This is a genomic window from Chromobacterium sp. Ag138 (assembly GCF_055181315.1).
Genome location: NZ_JBUPWA010000001.1, coordinates 412,674 through 431,483, shown reverse-complemented (window position 1 = coordinate 431,483; position 18,810 = coordinate 412,674). Strand labels below are relative to the sequence as shown.

General features: G+C 60.7%; 21 protein-coding genes and 1 other RNA gene. 13 read left to right on the top strand and 9 right to left on the bottom strand.

From position 1 onward, the window contains the following. The first annotated feature begins 93 nt into the window (after window positions 1–93). The 3 genes from ACY3GB_RS02200 (at window position 94) to ACY3GB_RS02190 (ending at window position 3,271) form a co-directional block, all read left to right on the top strand. Window positions 94–1,704 carry a peptide chain release factor 3 gene (locus ACY3GB_RS02200; protein WP_046166663.1) on the top strand — a complete coding sequence of 537 codons (1,611 nt, stop codon included), beginning with the start codon at window positions 94–96 and terminating at the stop codon, window positions 1,702–1,704. A gap of 7 nt (window positions 1,705–1,711) precedes the next feature. Next, window positions 1,712–2,560, top strand: coding sequence for a mechanosensitive ion channel domain-containing protein (locus ACY3GB_RS02195; protein WP_463087279.1), 849 nt, complete (start codon window positions 1,712–1,714; stop codon window positions 2,558–2,560). Window positions 2,561–2,626: 66 nt separating this feature from the next. After that, window positions 2,627–3,271: a TetR/AcrR family transcriptional regulator gene (locus ACY3GB_RS02190; protein WP_021476213.1), complete on the top strand. Its 645-nt coding sequence runs from the start codon at window positions 2,627–2,629 to the stop codon at window positions 3,269–3,271. 70 nt (window positions 3,272–3,341) lie between these two features. On the opposite strand, the gene ACY3GB_RS02185 is transcribed toward ACY3GB_RS02190, so the two are convergent. Continuing rightward, window positions 3,342–3,695, bottom strand: coding sequence for a hypothetical protein (locus tag ACY3GB_RS02185; protein WP_463087278.1), 354 nt, complete (start codon window positions 3,693–3,695; stop codon window positions 3,342–3,344). Between the two features lie 346 nt (window positions 3,696–4,041). Further along, complete coding sequence (locus ACY3GB_RS02180; RefSeq protein WP_463087277.1) at window positions 4,042–5,250, bottom strand: amino acid aminotransferase; 1,209 nt, start codon at window positions 5,248–5,250, stop codon at window positions 4,042–4,044. A gap of 245 nt (window positions 5,251–5,495) precedes the next feature. Between ACY3GB_RS02180 and ACY3GB_RS02175 the strand changes: the two genes are divergently transcribed. After that, entirely contained in the window at window positions 5,496–5,774 is a 279-nt protein-coding gene (locus ACY3GB_RS02175; RefSeq protein WP_021476216.1) for a hypothetical protein, read from the top strand. Between the two features lie 50 nt (window positions 5,775–5,824). On the opposite strand, the gene ACY3GB_RS02170 is transcribed toward ACY3GB_RS02175, so the two are convergent. Together ACY3GB_RS02170 and argE are read right to left on the bottom strand one after the other, a co-directional pair. Continuing rightward, on the bottom strand, window positions 5,825–7,207 hold the full coding sequence (locus ACY3GB_RS02170; RefSeq protein WP_463087276.1) for a sodium-dependent transporter: 1,383 nt from the start codon (window positions 7,205–7,207) through the stop codon (window positions 5,825–5,827). A gap of 123 nt (window positions 7,208–7,330) precedes the next feature. Continuing rightward, window positions 7,331–8,494 carry an acetylornithine deacetylase gene (gene argE / locus ACY3GB_RS02165; RefSeq protein ID WP_463087275.1) on the bottom strand — a complete coding sequence of 388 codons (1,164 nt, stop codon included), beginning with the start codon at window positions 8,492–8,494 and terminating at the stop codon, window positions 7,331–7,333. A 164-nt stretch (window positions 8,495–8,658) separates the two neighbouring features. Between argE and ffs the strand changes: the two genes are divergently transcribed. Continuing rightward, window positions 8,659–8,757: signal recognition particle sRNA small type (gene ffs / locus ACY3GB_RS02160), an RNA gene on the top strand. Between the two features lie 264 nt (window positions 8,758–9,021). Beyond that, window positions 9,022–9,345 (top strand): helix-turn-helix domain-containing protein, encoded by a 324-nt coding sequence (locus tag ACY3GB_RS02155; protein ID WP_021476219.1) that lies wholly within the window; start codon window positions 9,022–9,024, stop codon window positions 9,343–9,345. 110 nt (window positions 9,346–9,455) lie between these two features. On the opposite strand, the gene ACY3GB_RS02150 is transcribed toward ACY3GB_RS02155, so the two are convergent. Next, window positions 9,456–9,905, bottom strand: a complete 450-nt coding sequence (locus ACY3GB_RS02150; protein ID WP_463087274.1) for a universal stress protein — start codon at window positions 9,903–9,905, stop codon at window positions 9,456–9,458. A gap of 129 nt (window positions 9,906–10,034) precedes the next feature. Between ACY3GB_RS02150 and ACY3GB_RS02145 the strand changes: the two genes are divergently transcribed. From ACY3GB_RS02145 to xerC, 4 genes are all read left to right on the top strand, one after another. Beyond that, a complete protein-coding gene (locus ACY3GB_RS02145; RefSeq protein WP_463087273.1) occupies window positions 10,035–10,463 on the top strand; it encodes a thioesterase family protein in 429 nt (142 codons plus the stop codon). Between the two features lie 18 nt (window positions 10,464–10,481). Next, window positions 10,482–10,895, top strand: coding sequence for a TerB family tellurite resistance protein (locus ACY3GB_RS02140; protein ID WP_463087272.1), 414 nt, complete (start codon window positions 10,482–10,484; stop codon window positions 10,893–10,895). Window positions 10,896–10,957: 62 nt separating this feature from the next. Continuing rightward, a complete protein-coding gene (locus ACY3GB_RS02135) occupies window positions 10,958–11,809 on the top strand; it encodes an AAA family ATPase (protein WP_463087271.1) in 852 nt (283 codons plus the stop codon). A 1-nt stretch (window position 11,810) separates the two neighbouring features. Then, window positions 11,811–12,710: a tyrosine recombinase XerC gene (gene xerC, locus ACY3GB_RS02130; RefSeq protein WP_463087270.1), complete on the top strand. Its 900-nt coding sequence runs from the start codon at window positions 11,811–11,813 to the stop codon at window positions 12,708–12,710. A gap of 23 nt (window positions 12,711–12,733) precedes the next feature. Here xerC and ACY3GB_RS02125 read toward each other — a convergent pair whose 3' ends face one another. From ACY3GB_RS02125 to orn, 4 genes are all read right to left on the bottom strand, one after another. Then, window positions 12,734–13,465: a sterol desaturase family protein gene (locus ACY3GB_RS02125; RefSeq protein WP_463087269.1), complete on the bottom strand. Its 732-nt coding sequence runs from the start codon at window positions 13,463–13,465 to the stop codon at window positions 12,734–12,736. A gap of 28 nt (window positions 13,466–13,493) precedes the next feature. Continuing rightward, window positions 13,494–13,994, bottom strand: coding sequence for a CinA family protein (locus ACY3GB_RS02120; RefSeq protein WP_463087268.1), 501 nt, complete (start codon window positions 13,992–13,994; stop codon window positions 13,494–13,496). Then, window positions 13,984–15,636: a glucose-6-phosphate isomerase gene (gene pgi, locus ACY3GB_RS02115; protein ID WP_463087267.1), complete on the bottom strand. Its 1,653-nt coding sequence runs from the start codon at window positions 15,634–15,636 to the stop codon at window positions 13,984–13,986. Before pgi ends, ACY3GB_RS02120 begins: the two co-directional genes overlap by 11 nt. 72 nt (window positions 15,637–15,708) lie before the next feature. Beyond that, the gene (gene orn / locus ACY3GB_RS02110) at window positions 15,709–16,254 is read right to left on the bottom strand and encodes an oligoribonuclease (RefSeq protein ID WP_463087266.1); all 546 of its coding nucleotides are present in this window, start codon (window positions 16,252–16,254) and stop codon (window positions 15,709–15,711) included. A gap of 73 nt (window positions 16,255–16,327) precedes the next feature. Here orn and ACY3GB_RS02105 point away from each other — a divergent pair, with 73 nt between their 5' ends. The 3 genes from ACY3GB_RS02105 to rsgA are packed head-to-tail and all read left to right on the top strand — an operon-like array spanning window position 16,328 to window position 18,758. Beyond that, the gene (locus ACY3GB_RS02105) at window positions 16,328–17,575 is read left to right on the top strand and encodes a M48 family metallopeptidase (RefSeq protein WP_463087265.1); all 1,248 of its coding nucleotides are present in this window, start codon (window positions 16,328–16,330) and stop codon (window positions 17,573–17,575) included. After that, the gene (locus ACY3GB_RS02100) at window positions 17,572–17,898 is read left to right on the top strand and encodes a 4a-hydroxytetrahydrobiopterin dehydratase (protein WP_011135913.1); all 327 of its coding nucleotides are present in this window, start codon (window positions 17,572–17,574) and stop codon (window positions 17,896–17,898) included. The genes ACY3GB_RS02105 and ACY3GB_RS02100 overlap by 4 nt, the downstream gene beginning before the upstream one ends. Then, entirely contained in the window at window positions 17,895–18,758 is an 864-nt protein-coding gene (gene rsgA, locus ACY3GB_RS02095) for a ribosome small subunit-dependent GTPase A (RefSeq protein WP_463087264.1), read from the top strand. Before ACY3GB_RS02100 ends, rsgA begins: the two co-directional genes overlap by 4 nt. The last annotated feature ends 52 nt before the right edge of the window (window positions 18,759–18,810 follow it).

The window sequence follows — 18,810 nt, the reverse complement described above, 5'->3', positions numbered from 1 at the left end:
ATTGATAATCATTATCAATTGTAACATGGAATTTCCTGAAACCCGTAACTCCGGTAAAATGCTCGGCTTTATTGAATTTCAAGCAAGCCATCCATGTCCGCCGACCTCGCCCGCATCGCAGAAGAAGTTTCGCACCGCCGCACCTTCGCCATCATCTCCCACCCCGACGCGGGCAAAACCACGCTGACGGAAAAGCTGCTGCTGTTCTCCGGCGCCATTCAGATGGCGGGCACGGTGAAGGGCAAAAAAGGCGGCAAGTTCGCCACGTCGGACTGGATGGAAATCGAAAAGCAGCGCGGCATTTCGGTCGCCTCGTCAGTGATGCAGTTCGACTATCGCGACCATACCGTCAACCTGCTGGACACCCCAGGCCACCAGGACTTCTCCGAGGACACCTACCGCGTGCTGACCGCGGTCGACAGCGCGCTGATGGTGATCGACGCCGCCAAGGGCGTGGAAGAGCAGACCATCAAGCTGCTCAATGTCTGCCGCCTGCGCAGCACGCCCATCGTCACCTTCATGAACAAGTGCGACCGCGAAGTCCGCGACAGCCTGGAGCTGCTGGACGAAGTGGAAAACGTGCTCAAGATCCGCTGCTCGCCGATCACCTGGCCGATCGGCATGGGCAAGACCTTCCGCGGCGTGTACAGCCTGCTGAACGACGCGGTGATCCTGTTCGAGGCCGGCACGGAAAAGCTGGTCTCCGACATCGAAGTGATCCAAGGCATAGACAACCCGCGTCTGGATGAGCTGTTCCCGCTGGAAATGGAACAGCTGCGGATGGAGATCGAGCTGGTCAAGGGCGCGTCCAACGAGTGGAACCTGGAAGAATTCCTGGCTGGCGAGCTGACCCCGGTGTTCTTCGGCTCCGCCATCAACAACTTCGGCGTGCGCGAAATCCTCAACGCGCTGATCGACTGGGCCCCGGCGCCGCAGGAGCGCGACGCCACCGTGCGCAGCGTGGCGCCGACCGAAGGAAAGTTCTCCGGCTTCGTATTCAAGATCCAGGCCAATATGGATCCCAAGCACCGCGACCGCATCGCCTTCTTGCGCGTGTGCTCCGGCAAGTTTGAGCGCGGCATGAAAATGAAGCACCTGCGCTTGAATCGCGACATTTCCGCCTCCAGCGTGGTGACCTTCATGTCGCATGACCGCGAGATCGTCGAGGAGGCGTTCGCCGGCGACATCATCGGCGTGCCCAATCACGGCAATATCCAGATCGGCGACAGCTTCTCCGAAGGCGAGGATCTGTCCTTCACCGGCATTCCCTTCTTCGCGCCGGAACTGTTCCGCTCAGTGCGCATCAAAAACCCGCTGAAGCTGAAGCAGCTGCAAAAAGGCCTGCAGCAACTGGGCGAGGAAGGCGCGGTGCAGGTGTTCAAGCCGCACAGCGGCGGCGATCTGATCCTGGGCGCCGTGGGCGTGCTGCAGTTCGAGGTGGTGGCCAGCCGCCTGGCCGCCGAATACGGCGTCGACGCCATCTTCGAATCCGCCAGCATCTGGTCCGCCCGCTGGTTCAGCTGCGACGACCGCAAGAAGCTGGACGAATTCATCAAGACGCTGCAGATGAATATCGCGACGGACGCCGGCGGCAACCTCGCCTATCTGGCGCCGAACCGCGTCAACCTGCAGCTGACCCAGGAGCGCTGGCCGGACATCGTCTTCCACGAAACCCGCGAGCACGCGGTGAAGCTGAACGACTGAGGAGCCCATGCACACCCTGCTCGACCTGATCGCCTTTCTGCGGGAGAACTACGCCCACGAGATCACCCGCTCGCTGCTGCTGGTCCTGACGCTGCTGATCATCCGCGTCGCGGTGGACCGGCTGCTGGCGGCCAACAGCGGCGTGCCGGTCGAGGAGCGGCGCCGCTGGTCGGTCAACACCCGCAACGGCCTGTTTCTCGCCGGCCTGGCGGGCATAGGCCTGATCTGGGCCAACGAGCTGCAAACGCTGGCCGTATCGATGCTGGCCTTCGCCGCCGCGCTGATCCTGGCCACCAAAGAACTGATCATGTGCCTGTCCGGCGGCGTGGTGCGGCAGATGTCCAACAGCTACGGCCTGGGCGATCATATCGAGCTGGGCGCGGTGCGCGGCCGGGTGGTGGACATCGGCCTCTTGTCCACCACCGTGATGGAAATCGGCCCCAATCACAGCTCGCACCAGATGACCGGACGCGCCCTCACCTTTCCCAACAGCCTGCTGCTGTCCACGCCGGTGATCCGGGAAAATTACATGGGCGAGTACGTGATGCACATCATCAATGTGCCGCTCGCCTACACCGTTCCGCCCGTCCAGGCCGAACGCCTGCTGATGGCGGCCGCCGAGGAGGCCTGCGACTGCCATGTGGAGGTGGCCCGGCGCCATATGGAAGACATGGCCAAGCGCTATCTGGTGGACATCCCGTCGGTGGAGCCTCGAATTTCCATTCAGCCTATCGATGAAAAACGCTATCAGTTGATCCTGCGCATCGCGATACCGGCCAGGGAGAGGCAACGTATCGAGCAAGCCATCCTGCATAAATTCATGTCGGATTGCTACCCCATTATTGAAGCGCAATAAATAGAGCAAGAACTCCAAACATCGTATACAATTGCGCTATGCGAAGTCACTACCAGCCGGTGCTACATGAGTAAAACCAGAATCAAGACCTACGACCGCATCATTCAAGAAAGCCTCAAGCTTTTCAACGAACAAGGCGAGCGCAGCATCACCACCAACCACATCGCCGCGCATCTGGGCATCAGCCCCGGCAATCTCTACTACCACTTCCGCAACAAGGAAGAGATCGTCTACCAGATCTTCCTGATGTACCGCGAGTTCATCAATCAGCGCCTAGCGGTGCCGGAAGACCGCAAGATGACGGTGGACGATCTGGTCAACTATCTGGATACCGCCTTCCTGGCCATGTGGCAGTTCCGTTTCATGTTCTACGATCTGCCCGGCCTGCTGGCGCGAAACCCGCAGATGCAGTCCGAGTACCATCAGTTTGTGAATACCGAGCTGAAAAACATCCTGGGCGAGCACTTCCGCGAATTCATCCGTCTGGGGCTGCTGCAGATGGACGAAGAAGACATCGAGGCGGTCAGCATCAACATCTGGCTGGTGGTGAAATTCTGGTTCGCCTTCGAGCAGACTTCGCGCCCGAAGGCGCCGATCACCGAAGAGTCAGGCCATCGCGGCGTGCTGCAGGTGCTGGCCTTGCTCAAGCCCTATGTGCAGCCGGAGTATCGCCACGCCTTCCACTCGCTGTACGAGCGGCACGGCGGCTAGTCGATTTTCTCCTGCCCAAAACAGAAAGGCCACTGCGATGCAGTGGCCTTTTCGCTTTCCCAGGATTGGCTTACGCCGCCTCGGCAAGGTTTTGCGTCAGATAACCGTGCAATTCGCCATTGGCGAGCATCTTGCGCAGATGGCTGCCCGGCGCATTTCCTACGTATTCCACCTGACCAAGCTTGCAATGCGCAACCTTGGCTTCGGCGCATATTTCCATTTCGGCCTCCAGCGTCCACTGCGTGGGCTGCGGATCCGAACCGACGGGCTCCATCGATACCGTCAGATGATAGCGGCCGTCGCGCGAATACACGTCCAGCAGGCCGAGCAGGCCCAGGTTGTTGCGGACATCGGCGTCGTCCGCGTCGAAAGCACCCGCAGAAATGGCCTGCGGAACCAACACTTCAGGAAAAGTCGCAGTCATGGCATCTACCCCGAGGGTTCCCCCTCAAAAAACGAATTATTGGATTTTGTCATCGCGCGCCATCGAAACGGTTTGCGATCAGACATTCATTGATGTCTGGTCCAATCATGGAGATGTTTGCCGGACCGGACAATGCCGAAATGGGAAAAAACACGGAGCGGTGAAGAAACCTGTACTTTTGGACACTCAACCGGTGGCGGAGCCATCACAAACGCAAGGTGAAAATGATGAATAAATTTAGCATTCTATTGAATGCTTTATTTGACCAAGCTCATGACATGATTTTTTCTCATCAAATAAAACGCCCCGGTCATGCCGGGGCGCTTTCATGTCCAAATTGGGCTCGTCAGGCTTGAATCACCTTGGCGATGGCCGCGGCGACATAATCGACGTTCTTGCTGTTCAGCGCGGCCAGGCAGATGCGGCCGGTGGAAACCGCGTAAATGCCGAACTCCTCGCGCAGGCGGTCCACCTGCGCAGCGCTCAAGCCGGTATAGGAGAACATGCCACGCTGGGCGGTGATGAAGGAAAAGTCAGCGTCGACGCCATGCGCCTTGATGGCGTCCAGCAGCGCCAGCCGCATATTGCGGATGCGGTCGCGCATGCCGGCCAGCTCATCCTCCCACTGCTGGCGCAGCTCGGCGCTGGACAGCACTGCGGCGACGATGGCCGCGCCGTGGATCGGCGGATTGGAGTAGTTGGTGCGAATCACGCGCTTCAGCTGGGACAGCACCCGAACCGATTCATCCTTGGCGGCGGTGACGATGGACAGCGCGCCGACGCGCTCGCCGTACAGCGAGAAGCTCTTGGAGAAAGAACTGGCGACGAAGAACTGCAAGCCTGAAGCCGCGAACAGGCGCACGGCCAGCGCATCGGCGTCGATGCCGTCGGCGAAACCCTGGTAAGCCATGTCCAGGAACGGCACCAGGCCGCGCTCGCGGCAGACCGAGACCACTTCTTCCCACTGCGCCGCGGACAGGTCGGCGCCGGTGGGGTTGTGACAGCAGGCGTGCAGCACGATGATGGCGCCCGAGTCGAGCGAAGACAGATGCGCCTTCATCGCAGCAAAATCCACGCCGCGGCTGGCTGCATGGTAGTACGGGTAGTTTTCCACCTCGAAACCGGCGGACTCGAACAGCGCGCGATGGTTTTCCCAGGACGGATCGCTGATATACACCTTGGAAGCCGGATTCAGCCGTTTCAGGAAGTCCGCGCCGATCTTCAGCGCGCCAGTGCCGCCAAGCGCCTGGGCAGTCACCACCCTGCCGGCGGCCAGCAGCTCGCTGCCTTCGCCGAACAGCAGCTTCTGCACCGCGGAATCGTAAGCCGCCGGACCTTCGATAGGTTGGTAGCCGCGCGCCGGCAGCGCCTCCAGGCGGGCTTTTTCAGCGGCTTGCACCGCGGCCAGCAACGGAATCTTGCCGTTGTCGTCGGAGTAAACGCCCACGCCAAGGTTGACCTTGGTGCTGCGGGAATCAGCGTTGAACGCTTCGTTGAGTCCGAGGATGGGGTCGCGCGGCGCCAGTTCCACACCGGCGAAGATCGAAGAGGTCATACCAGGCTCCATTAGCTTTGCAAATGAACCGGCCAGGCGGCCGATCAAAAAATCTTGATGCTGTTTGTTGCCTTCCGAATGAAGGCTGTTCGCTGTCGAACATAGTCTAACATGTATCCACTGGCCCCACAGGCAGGATGTTGCGGCCAGCCATCGACAAATCCGTCCTCATGGCGTAATCAGAAGCATGCGCGTCCCGCCAGGGGATTTTTTGCCCGTGCTTTTATTCTAAAACGGAGGCATCCATGAAAAAGGGAATTCTGTTGCTTTGGCCGTCCTTCATGATCGCCATGATCGCGACCGCCGTGTTTTTCTCAATCTTCGAACCGGCCGAACTCAAGCTTCACGGCAATCCACTGTTCGCCGACAAGTTGAGCGCCTATTCGGTGTTCTTCCTGGTCAGTTGGGCATTCGGCGCGCTGAATACTTCCATCGTACTGCTGCTGGAGAAGAGCGCCAGGGACATCAACGGCTTCACGCCACCGCCGGTCGTGGCGCCCGATGAAGACACGCCGCTTCCCTGACTTATTTTACGGGACAAAAAAAAGCCGGACTGCGCGTCCGGCTTTTTGCCTCAGATAACCTTCAAACCCTTCAGCATCACATACAGGATCAATACCGGCGACACATAGCGCAATACGAAGAACAAAGGCTTCAACAAGCGCTCATTGCTCAACGCGCCCTCATTGCTCAATGCCGCGCGGAACCGGTCGTAGCCCCACACCCAGGCGGTGAACAGGCATAGGCAGATGCCTCCCAGCGGCATCAACACGTTGGAAGTAACGAAGTCGAACAGGTCGAACATCGTCATGCCGAAGATCTTGAAATCAGCCGTCAAGCTATTGGACAGCGCGCAGGCGGAACCCACCAGCGCCAGCAGCAGCAGATTGATCACCGTCGACTTGACGCGGCTGACGCCAAAACGCTCGCTCAGCACCGACACCGGCACCTCCAGGATGGACAACATGGCGCCGGTGGCGGCGATGGCGGTCAGAACGAAGAACACCACCATGAAGAAATGTCCCAGCGGCATGCTGGCGAAGACGGCGGGAATGGTGATGAACAGCAGCGACGGGCCGGCGGCAGGCTGGAAGCCGAAGGCGAATACCGCCGGGAAGATGGCGATGCCGGCCAGCAGCGACACGAACAGGTCGGCGCACATAACGCGGAAGGTGGTCAGCGGAATGTTCTGATCATCGCGAAAATAGCTGCCGTAAGTGATCATGGTGCCCATGCCGATGGACAGCTTGAAGAAAGCCAGACCCATCGCGGTCAGCACCACGGCGGCGCTGATCTTGGAAAAATCAGGCGCAAACAGGAAGGCGAGGCCTTGGCCGGCGCCCGGCAGCATCAGGCTGCGCGCGCCGATCACCACCAGCAGCACGAACAACAGCGGCATCAATTTCTTGGTCACCGCCTCGATGCCCTTGGACACGCCCAGCAGGAGGATGCCGCCGATCAGCGCCAGCACCAACCACTGCCACAGCAAGGACTGCACCGGATCGGAAATCAGCGCGGCGAAGGCGTCTGATGTCACCTTGGGGTCGCGCGACAGAATCTCGCCGCCGATGGCCTTGAAGATGTAGGCGAACACCCAAGCCGCCACTTCGGAATAGAAAGCCATGATCAGGAACGCGGCAAGCACGCCGAAAGCGCCCACCAGCCACCAGGGCTGCCCGGCCGGCGCCAATTTGACCAGAGAGGTCACGGCATCGCGCTTGGCTTTCCGGCCCAGCATGATTTCCGAAATCATCACCGGCAACCCCACCACCAGGGTGGCCAGCACGTAAACCACCAGAAAACCGGCGCCGCCGTTGGTGCCGGTCAGATAGGGGAATTTCCAGATATTGCCCAGGCCGACCGCCGATCCCAGCGTCGCCGCCAATACGCCAAAGCTGGAGGTGAAACCGTCCCGCGTCTTGAGCGCCCCACCCGTTTCCGACTTGTTCTGACTCATTGTTTTTTTGAATCCCAATAAAACGAGCCCGCGCGGAGGTCCGGGGCGGGCTCAATTGACCTTCGTTGTTAAGGGCCAGGATTTTGAAGCCTAATGCTTATGGATGCAAAGCATTTCTGACAGTTATTTGATTAAGTTGTTAGTCAGCCGTCCCAGCCAATCGTAGCAAGCCTGCAGTTGGCCGGCCTCGATGAATTCGTCCGGCCGATGGGCCTGCTCGATCGACCCCGGCCCCAGCACCACGCAGGGTATTCCAGCCTCGCTGAACAAGCCCGCCTCCGTAGTGTAGGCGACCCCTTCGCCAGCGCAACGGCAAAGGCTGTGAACGTAGCGGCTGATATCCGAGTCTGGCTCCGCCTCGAACGCGGGGCTGTACACCACGCGCTCGATCTCTATCTCCGCCTCCTCGGCCACCGCTCGCATCTCCTGCAGCAGGCTCGCGGCGTAATCGGCCACCGAGGCGACCAAGCGCTGCGGATCATCTCCTGGCAGCCAACGGCACTCGAACATGAACTCGCAGTCCGCCGGCACGATATTGCATGCCACTCCGCCGCGGATCAGCCCGGTCTGCATGGTGGTGAACGGCACATCATATAGCGGCTGGCGATGGCCGAACGAAGCCTCGGCGTCCGCCAGCTTGCGAATGTGGGTAATCAGCCTGGCCGCATACTCGATGGCGTTGACGCCATGAGGCGTCAGCGAGGAATGGGCCGCCCTGCCCTTGACCCGGCAACGGTAATGAGCGATTCCCTTGTGCGCCACCACCGGGCGCATCGACGTAGGCTCGCCGACCAGGCATCCCGCCACCGTGGCGCCCTGAGCCGCCAGATCGTCAATCAGCCTGCCCACGCCCAGGCAACCCACCTCTTCGTCGTAGGACAGCGCGATGCCTACGCCCTGCTTCAGCGCGCCGGCCTTGGCCAGTTCGATAAAGTCCGGAACTCTGGCCAGCACGCAGGCGATGAAACCTTTCATATCGGCGCTGCCCCTTCCGTACAGCCGCCCGTCGCCGCCGTCGGTCAGCTCGAACGCGGGATAGGACCAGTCCTGCCCGTCAATCGGCACCACATCGGTATGGCCGGACAATACGATCAACGGCAGTCCATCGTCGCCGATGCGGCAAAACAGATTGGCTTTGCTGCCGTCGTCATTGTGGGTCAGCCGGCTAGCCAGGCCGTGCCCGGCCAAGTAGCGCTGGATCCACTCTATCAATTGCAGGTTGGAGTTTCGGCTGGTGGTGTCGAAGCCGATCAGCTCGGCCAGCAAGGTCGCGGGTGTGGTATTCATGGCGCTTGGCATAAGTAGGAGGCTGGTTGTCGAGTCTGCACCGCCTCCCATTCGCAATCAATAGTCACTGGCCATGCAGATGGCGCCCCTGGCGGCTGCCCGACAAAAAATCATAAAAATGCTTGTCAAATAGATGGGCATTGGATACAATCCGTTTTCTCTATGGCGGGCCTCCCCGCATTGCACGATAGCGAACCTGGTCAGGTCCGGAAGGAAGCAGCCACAGTTATTTAGTGCAAGTGCCGGGGGTTGGGCTCGCCACCCCTCCCCTTCTATGCATTCCGCAAGGACAATTGCAATTTTGCGACACTTTTGCGTCTATGCACAGTCTCGCATGCTGATAACATTGTTCTGCACGATAAGAATCCGCTAACATTAGCAAAGTTGAATTTTCAAATTCATGGAACTTCACTAAATTCCCTGCATCAAAAATATTCCTGTTGAATTTTTTTTGCTATTTTTAGTAGGCAGGGCGAAGTCCTAAAAAAATACTAGAACCATTTGTTTCAGATACGAGAGGAACACTCATGAAACTGTTTGAAAAGATCCCGAATCCCCGGGAAATCCGTCGCAAGCTGGGCCTGAACCAACAAGAGTTCTGGAGCCGCATCGGCGTTACTCAATCCGGCGGCTCCCGCTACGAAAGCGGCCGCAACATGCCGAAACCCGTTCGCGAATTGCTGCGCCTGGTTCACGTCGAGCAGATCGATCTGTCCAAAGTGCGCCGCGAAGATTTCGAGATCGTCGAATACCTGAAGGAAACCCACCCCGATCTGTACAAGAGCCTGCGCAAGGCCGTACGCACCAAGATCGAGGCACAGGAAGGCGGCGCAGAAGCCGCTGCCAGCTGATTGTCAGCTCCTCGAAAAAGCCAGCCGCGGCATGCCCGGCTGGCTTTTTTCATTCAGGCGCGGCGGCGCGCTCCCGGCCTTGCGGCCGGATGACAAAACCATCTCGCGGTTCAATCGCCGGGGTTGCGCACCAATAGCACAGGCATATCCGCCACCTTCAGCACGCCCTCAGCCACGCTGCCCATCAGCAAGTGCATCAGCCCGCCCAGGCCATGGGTGCCCATCACGATCAAGTCCGCTCCCCAAGTGCTGGCCTCGTCGGACAAGACGGCCGCGATCTTGTCTCCCCAACTCTCCAGTATCTTGCATTCCGGCGTGACGCCCTGCGTCCGGACGCGGTCTCCCGCCAGCCCCAGCACCTGCTCGCCGGCCTGCTTGATCGATTTCTGCAGCTCGGTGGCATCCAGAAACTCGGTGCCGCCCCAGCCGAACTGGGCCAGATCCACCACATGCACCAGCCGCAGGGTGGAGCCGAACGCCTTGGCCAGCTTGCACGCCTCATCCAGCGCCATATTGGACGTGTCGCTGTCGTCCACCGGTACGAATATCCTTTGATACATGACGTTCAGCTCCTCTATGATCTTGGCTTGCGCCACCAGTCTATCAAAATCGCCGCACCCGCATTTGACACAGCTTAGGCAGTTTTGACATAAAGGCCATATCGTCATTCCCTTCTGCCAGTATACGCCATGGCCAGGATTCGAATCGAAGCGCCCCAACCCATCGTCTACGACACGCTTCTGGATGTCAGGATAGGCGATATCAACTACGCCAATCACCTATCCAACGACGCGCTGCTGCGAATGGCCCAGGAAGTCCGGCTTCGCCTGCTGCGGCACTGGGGCCATGCCGATGAGCTGCATATCGGCGATGTGGGGATCGTGGTGGCGGACGCGGCCGTTTCCTATCTGTCGGAGGCCTTTCATGGGGATGTCCTGCGCTTCCTTGTCGGCATTGCCGATGTCCATGGCAAGGGGCTGGATTTCATTTATCAAGTGATCAATGACAACAGCGGCAGAGAAGTGGCAAGATTGAAAACGGGCATCGTGTTCTTTGATTACCACGCGCGCCAAGTCGCCCCCATGCCGGAATCGTTTTCGGCACGGCTAGGTCAATAAGCAAGAAGGAATCGCGCCATGAGAAACTACTCGCCAAACAGTCCGGAGGCGATTGCCAGACTCCTCGCCATATTCATGATCGCGGACGGCAATATGGACCCTCGAGAGCTGGAGCTGCTTGAAAAGCTGCACGTCTACCACCTGATCAGCCTGCCGAGAAAGCAGTTCGCCCAGGTTCTGCGCGACGTCTGCGACGATATTTCCGACGAAGCGGCCGACGATGGCTCGATCCAGCTGCTTGAGCGCGAGCGCATCGACAATCTGCTTGCCGACGTCACCGATCGCCGCAAGCGCATCCTGACTTGCGTGCTGGCCATGGACATCAGCAAGTCGGACGGTACAATCAGCGACAGCGAAATGGCCTTGCTCAGCCACATGATGAAGAGCTGGGACATTTCGCTGGAAGACCTGGAAAGAGAATTCGCCCGATGACCGGCTCCGGCCGCTGGTACGGCGGCCCGACACCTCCCAAGCAACCATACTTGCAATAAATAATGAACACTCGCTTTACTGGAACCGAACGCTATATCGCCACCGACGACCTGATGATGGCCGTCAATGCCTCCATTACGCTCCAGCGCCCGCTGCTGATCAAGGGCGAGCCCGGCACCGGCAAGACCATGCTGGCCGAAGAGGTCGCGGCCAGCCTGGGCCGGGAGCTGATCGTCTGGCCGATCAAGTCCACCACCAAGGCCCAGCACGGCCTGTACGAATACGACGCGGTATCCCGGCTGCGGGATTCCCAGCTGGGCGGCGACAAGGTGCACGACATCGCCAACTACATCGTCAAGGGCAAGCTATGGCAGGCATTCGAGGCCGAGCAAGCCCCGGTGCTGCTGATCGACGAGATAGACAAAGCCGACATCGAGTTCCCCAATGACCTGTTGCGCGAACTGGACCAGATGGAATTCTTCGTCCACGAAACCCAGCAGTTCGTGCGCGCCCGCCAGCGGCCCATCATCATCATCACGTCCAACAACGAGAAGGAATTGCCGGACGCTTTCCTGCGCCGCTGCTTCTTCCATTACATCCGCTTTCCCGACGCGGAAACGATGCAGAGCATCATCGATGTCCACTTCCCGGACATCCGTCAACAGCTGGTGAGCCAGGCTTTGGAAGTGTTCTTCTCGATCCGGGAGCTGCCCGGGCTGAAGAAGAAACCCACCACATCCGAATTGCTGGACTGGCTGAAGTTGCTGTCCGGCGAAAATATCGGCGCCAACGAGCTTGCGGATGTTCATCAACGCAACGCGCCGCCGCCGCTGGCCGGCGCGCTGCTGAAGAACGAACAGGACTTGCAGCTGTTCGAGCGGCTGATGCAGATGGCGCGCCTGCGCCGCAACTGATATGGAAGAGCTGATCCGCCGCTTCATCGACCACTTGGCCGTCGCCGGCCGCAGTCCGCACACGCTCGCCGCCTACCAGGCTGATATCGAGCTGCTGCAGAAAACGATGCAGGCGAAGCCGGCGCACGAGGCATCTCCGACGGATCTGCGCAAGGCGCTGGCCAAACTGCATGCGCAGGGGTTGAGCGGCCGCAGCCTGGCCAGGCGGCTATCCTCCTGGCGGCAGTTCTACCACTGGTTGCAGTTGAATGGCGGGCGGGAAGACAATCCCGCCGCCGGACTGCGCGCGCCCAAGCGGGAAAAACTGCTGCCCAAGGCCTTGCCCGTGGACGGTGCCGCGGCGCTGCTGGACAGGATAGACGGCGATGACAGCTTGGACGCCCGCGACCGCGCGATTTTCGAGCTGGTCTACAGCTGCGGCCTGCGCTTGTCGGAAACGGTGGCGTTGAATCTGGATGACGTGGACTTTTCCGACCAGCTGCTGCGGATACGCGGCAAGGGCGGGAAGGAAAGGCTGGCGCCGATCGGCGCCGAGGCCATGAGCCGGCTACGGGCCTGGCTGAGCGAGCGCGCCGCGGGAGAAGGCGAACCCGCCCTGTTTCTTGGCCGACATGGCCGGCGGCTGGGCGGCCGCCAGGTTGAGAAGCGGCTGCGCGACTGGGCGGTCAAGACCGGAGCCGGCCAGCACGTCCATCCGCACATGCTGCGGCACTCGTTCGCCTCCCACCTGCTGCAGTCATCCGGCGATCTGCGCGCGGTGCAGGAATTGCTGGGCCATGCCAATCTGTCCAGCACCCAGATTTATACGGCGCTGGATTTCCAGCATCTGGCCAAGGTGTACGACGGCGCGCATCCGCGCGCGCGCAAGCGCGGCAAAACGGACGACGGCGAACCGTCCTAGCCGTTGCGGGAATGGTCCTCGGACTAACCTCCCTTGTGCACATCCCGGCATAGCAACATGGCCTGGATGTCGTCAGCCTTGTCCTCGTCAAAGCCGAGCCGCTCCACTCTTCTCTCCGGATTGCTCCAGGTGCCGAACATCAAGTCCCATAGCGGCAGGCCGTAATTCTGCGCATGGTGGCCGTGAGCGTGGTGAACGGTGTGCATCTCCGGACGCTGAAAAAAATAGCCGAGCCAGCGCGGCGTATTCATGTCGCCGTGCAGAAACAGATCGAAAGCGCTGGTGAAGAACAACGCCCAGGCTGCGGCGATGGGCGAGGCTCCCAGCGCCAAATAGCTGGAAAATGCGCTGATCAGCACGGCTGCGGCCGAGTCCAGCGGGTGGGCGTAAAACGCGGTCAGCGCCTCCACGCGGCTCGGGCTGTGGTGAAGCTGGTGAAACACGCGCCAAAGCCAATCCAAAGCATGCGTCGCGCGATGCCACCAATAAAAGACGAAGCTGGTCAGCAGGAAGCTGGCGGCGCCCACCGAGATATCCGGCCAGTCGCGCGCGGCCGGAATCAGCGCTGCCCTGCCGATCTGGGCGGAAAACAAATAGCCCAGCGCAAGCGTCACCGCCGCCGTGCACGCGCCCAACGCGCCGGCCATCAACAGCCAGCGCCGGTCGCAACGATTTTTCGACGCCGGCGCGATCACTTCGCGGGTAAAGATGCCGACGAACAAAATCGCCAGCGCGGGAAAAGCGTATAACTCCATATGTCTCCAGCGGCAGGGCTATCCAGACTCAGGCTTGGGACGCGCCGGCATGGACGCGATCCAGCAGCCGAGCCAGCGCGTCCTCCGTCGTTTGCTGGCGCACCGCCTGGCGGTCGCCGGCGAAATGCCGGCTCCAGGCTTCGGTTTGCCCGCCCGGATGCGCGATGGCCAGCCACACCAAGCCAACCGGCTTGTCCGGCGAACCGCCGTCCGGCCCGGCGATGCCAGATACCGCCACCGCCCAATCGGCGTTGGCCAGGGCCTGCGCGCCGGCGGCCATCTCCCTGACCACCCGCTCGCTGACCGCGCCGTGATCCATCAGCGACGAGGCCTGCACTTTCAACAACTGCTGCTTGGCCTGGTTGCCATAACTGACCACGCCATGGCTGAACCAGCCGGAGCTGCCTGGAATATCGGTGATGGCGGCCGCTATCATGCCGCCGGTGCAGGACTCCGCGGTAGAGACGGTCTCGCCCCGCGCCAGCAAGGCGGCGCCGAGGTCGGCGGCCAGTTGTCTGCTATTTGCCATGGTGTTCCCTGTAATGTCGGATCAGGCCGTTGGTTGAACTGTCGTGCCCCAGCGCGCCGGTATCGCCGGACAGCTCCGGCAGAATGCGCCTCGCCAGCTGCTTGCCGTACTCGACGCCCCATTGATCGAAGGAGTTGATGCCCCAGATCACTCCCTGCACGAACACCTTGTGCTCGTAAAGCGCCATCAGCATGCCCATGCTGTACGGCGTGACCCTGTCCAGCGCCAGCGTGTTGGACGGCTGATTGCCGGGAAACAGCTTCTGCGGCAGCAGCATGTCCAATTGCTCGCCGGACAAGTGGCCCAGCTCCTGCATCGCTTCGGTCTCGTTCTTGCCTCGCATCAGCGCCTCGGTCTGAGCCAGGCAGTTGGCGACCAGCACATCGTGCTGATTGCCCAGCGGATAGTGGCTGTTCAGCGGCAGGATGAAATCGCACGGCACCAACCGGGTGCCCTGGTGCAGCAGCTGGAAGAACGCATGCTGGCTGTTGGCGCCCTCCTCACCCCAGATCACCGGGCCGGTGTCAAAATCCAGAGCCTCGCCCAGACGGCCCACCCGCTTGCCGTTGGACTCCATGTCCAGTTGCTGGATATGAGCCGGCAGGCGGCGCAGGCCATGATCGTAGGGCATGATGGCATGAGTATGCGCCCGGTAGAAGGTGTTGTACCAGATGCCGATCAGCGCCAGCAGCACCGGCATATTGGTCTCGAACGGCGATTCGAAGAAATGCCGGTCCATCGCGTGGCCGCCGTCCAAAAAGGCTCGGAAATTGTCATAGCCGATGGATAGCATCACCGGCAGGCCTATCGCCGACCAGACCGAGTAGCGGCCGCCGACCCAGTCCCAGAAACCGAACATGTGTTGCGGATCGATGCCGAAGGCCCGTACCGCCGGCTCGTTGGTGGAAACCGCGACGAAGTGCCTGGCGATTTCCTGCTCGGTTCCCGCCTGCAGAAACCAGGCGCGCGCGGCCTGGGCGTTGAGCAGGGTTTCCGGCGTGGTGAAGGACTTGGAGGCGATGATAAACAGCGTGGAGGCGGGATCGAGCGTCTGCAGCGTTCGCGCCAGATGCTGGCCGTCGACGTTAGACACGAAGTGTACCTTGAGCTCCGGATGGGCATACGCGGCCAGCGCGTCCGCCGTCACCAGCGGCCCCAAATCCGAACCGCCGATGCCAAGATTGACCACGTCGCGAATCCGCTGGCCAGCAAACCCCAGCCAGCGGCCGTCTCTTACCTGTTCGCTGAAATCCTTGAGCCTCGCCAGCACCTGCTGCACATCGGCCGCCACGTCGCGCCCATCCACGCTCAGCTGCGCGCCGGCGGGCAGACGCAAGGCGGTATGCAATACCGATCGATCTTCGCTGACATTGATGCGCTCGCCGTGGCGCATCCGGTCCATCCAGGTCCGCAGATCTGCCTTGTTCGCCAGTTCGAACAACAGCTCCAGCGTGCGTTCCGTGATGCGGTTCTTCGAATAATCCAGCAGCAAGCCGTCCAGTTCCAGCGAAAAGCGCTGGAACCGCTGCGGGTCCAGTTCGAACAGCTCGCGCATATGCATGTGGCGCGTCGCGCGCTGATGCTGATGCAGCCTGGCCCAGACCTGGGTGGAGTTAATGTCGATGTGGCGATGTGCGGCCATGTTTCCTGCCAATGGAATACGAGGTGAGTGTGAAAAAGCCGGCCCATTGGAGCCGGCTCGTCGCGGCGGCGCTTATACCTTGAGGAAGTGCTCGCGGTAGTAGCGCATTTCCTCGATCGACTCCAGGATGTCGGCCAGCGCTTCATGCTTGCCGCGCTTGACCACGCCCTTGGCGAGTTCCGGACGCCAGCGCTTGCAGAGCTCCTTCAGGGTGGATACGTCCAGGTTGCGGTAATGGAAGTAAGCCTCCAGCCGCGGCATCCAGCGCGCCATGAAGCGGCGATCCTGATGGATGGTGTTGCCGCACATCGGCGTCACGCGCTCCGGGATGTACTGCGCCATGAAATCCAGCAGCAGCTGCTCGGCTTCCGCCTCGTTGATCGTGGAGTTCTTCACTTTCTCGATCAGACCGCTCTTGCCGTGGGTATTCTTGTTCCAGTCATCCATGCCGTCCAGGATGGCGTCCGGCTGGTGAATCACCAGTACCGGGGATTCGGCCAGGACGTTCAGATTGCTGTCGGTTACGATCATCGCCACTTCGATGATGCGGTCCTGATCCGGATTCAGGCCCGTCATCTCCATGTCGAGCCAGATGAGGTTATTGGTATCTTGTGCCATACTAGCCAATCTTTAGAAAACCCTGCCATTTTCCTTCATTGCCGCGCCGTCGGCAAACCCCATACGGACATCCATGACCGACGCCTTTTCCCTGCTGTTCGCCGCCGCGCTGACGTTGACCCTCTGCCTGAAACTGTGGCTAGGCTGGCGCCACATTCGCCATGTATCGCGCCACCGCGCCCAGGTCCCGGCCGCCTTCCGCGACAGCATCACGCCGGAGCGGCATCGCCACGCCGCCGACTACACCGTCGCCAAGACCCGGCTCGGCCTGCTGTCCGCCTGGGTGGATACCGCGCTGATCGCGGCGTTCACTTTCGGCGGCGGACTGCAATGGCTGGCCGTCCGCTGCATGGAATGGTTCGCCAATCCCCTGCTGTCCGGCATGGCGCTGATCGTGGCCGTCGCCGTGATCAGCAGCGCGGTCTCGCTGCCGTTCACCCTGTACGGCACCTTCGGGATCGAAAGCCGGTACGGCTTCAACAAGACCACCTTCGCGCTGTTCGCGACTGACATGATCAAGGGCACCCTAATCGGCGCCGCGATCGGTCTGCCGCTGCTGGCGCTGGTGCTGTGGCTGATGGAGATTTCCGGACCCTTGTGGTGGCTGTGGGTATGGCTGGTCTGGTCCGGCTTCCAACTCCTGATGGTGGCGCTGTATCCGACGCTGATCGCGCCGCTGTTCAATAAATTCAAGCCGCTTGACGACGAGGCGCTCAAGGCGCGGATCGAGGCGCTGCTGCAGCGCGCCGGCTTCAAGAGCCAAGGCGTGTTCGTGATGGACGGATCGCGCCGCTCCAATCACGGCAACGCCTATTTCACTGGCTTCGGCGCCGCCAAGCGCATTGTATTCTTCGATACCTTGCTGACCCAGCTCAGCCACGCCGAAATCGAAGCCGTGCTGGCCCATGAGCTCGGCCATTTCAAGCGCCGCCACATCGTCAAGCGCATCGCCATGGCGTTCGCGCTGTCGCTGGCCTTGCTGTGGCTGCTGGGCCAACTGCTGCACGCGCCCTGGTTCTACGCCGGCCTCGGCGTCGCCGCGCCCAGCACCGCGATGGCCCTGATCCTGTTCTTCACCGCCACGCCGGCCTTCACCTTCCCGCTGACGCCGCTGTCCAGCCGGATGTCGCGCGTGCACGAATACGAGGCCGACGATTTCGCGTCGGAACAAACCCGGGCGGAGTATCTGGTCAGCGCGCTGGTCAAACTGTACCGCGACAACGCGTCCACGCTGACGCCGGACCCCGTCCATTCCGCCTTCTACGATTCGCACCCGCCCGCGGCGCTGCGCATTCAACATCTGAAAGGAAATCAGGCATGAACCTGCTGGAACTCTCCTGCACCCCGCAACACGGCCAAAGTCCGCTGGCTGACAATACCGTCAAGCAGCTGCTGTCCACGCTGCCGGACTGGGAAATCGTCGGCATCGAGCTGCGCAAGACTTACCGCTTCGCCAACTACCATGAAACCATGGCCTTCGTGAACGCTCTGGCGTGGATCGCCAATCAGGAAGACCATCATCCGGACATGTCGGTCCACTACAATCGCGCGGTGGTGAATTTCAGCACCCACGACGCCGGCGGCCTGACCCTCAACGACTTCATCTGCGCGGCCAAGACCGAAGCCCTGTTCCGCCGCCCATGACAGCCAGCACCGGACAAATCATACGCAGCCACGGCCGGCGCTTCATCGTCGAGGCGGACGGCCAGACTTTCGATTGCACCACCCGCGGCAAGCGCGTCGACTACGCTTGCGGCGACATCGTCGACATCCTGATCCAGAACCGCGAGCAGGCGGTGATCGAGCGCGCGCACGACCGCCGCAGCCTGCTCTATCGCCAGGACGACTGGAAAGCCAAGAAGATCGCGGCCAACGTCACGCGCATCCTGTTCGTGATCGCCGCCGTGCCCACGCCCAATGAGGAACTGCTGGGGCGCTGCCTGATCGCGGCGGAGGCCGGCGACATCGACCCCATCATCGTGGTCAACAAGAGCGACCTGCCGGAAACCGCGGCGCTGCTGGGAAAATTGCAACTCTATGTGAACCTGGGTTACAAGCTGGTCACATTGTCGGCCAAGCAGGACTTTTCACCGCTGAAACCCTTGCTCAGCGGCCATACCAGCGTATTGGTCGGCCAGTCGGGCATGGGGAAATCCACGCTGACCAATGCGCTGCTGCCCGAGGCCAATGCCCGCATCGGCGACATCTCGGAGGCGCTGGATTCCGGCCGGCACACCACCACCCACGCGGCCTTGTACCATCTTGACGAAAACAGTCATCTAATCGACTCTCCGGGCCTGCAAGAATTTGGCTTGAAACATCTGAAATCCACAGATTTAATTCACTATTTCCCCGAAATGCGCAGGTATATTGGCCAGTGTCGGTTCCATAACTGTTCGCATTGCGTCGAGCCCAATTGTGCAATCATTACAGCTGCAGAACAGGGCGCGATTTCTAAGCATAGACTGGATTTGCTGCAAAGGCTCAGCCGGGAACTAGGCTAAAGCATTGTAAATAAAGTAGCACATGCTATTTATTTACTTTTTATGGCGTCCT